This window comes from Acinetobacter sp. NIPH 2699, assembly GCF_022549355.1.
Classification (GTDB): domain Bacteria; phylum Pseudomonadota; class Gammaproteobacteria; order Pseudomonadales; family Moraxellaceae; genus Acinetobacter.
The window spans coordinates 1-242 of sequence record NZ_JAKZGL010000050.1 but is presented as its reverse complement, the minus strand read 5'-3'; the positions used below and the strand labels follow the sequence as shown (position 1 = coordinate 242).

General features: G+C 50.8%; 1 protein-coding gene. It reads left to right on the top strand.

Translation table 11 applies throughout. The annotated features are described in order from the left end of the window. A partial coding sequence (locus tag MMP72_RS15940) for an Ig-like domain-containing protein (protein WP_241406219.1) occupies nt 1-242 on the top strand: 242 nt, incomplete at both ends.

The following is a 242-nucleotide window of genomic DNA, read 5'->3' as shown; positions in this document are numbered from 1 at the left end:
ACAGCAGAACCTGATTCGACGGTGACGGTAACCTTCCCAGATGGCAGTACAGTAGACGTTGTTGCTGGACCAGACGGCAGTTGGAGCGTACCGAATCCAGGTGGTTTAGTGGATGGTGATGAAGTTACTGCGACAGCAACAGATGCAGCGGGTAATGAATCAGCACCAGGTACAGGAACAGTTTCAGCAGACATCACCGCGCCAGTTGTGACGATTGATGATGTATTGACCAATGACAGTAC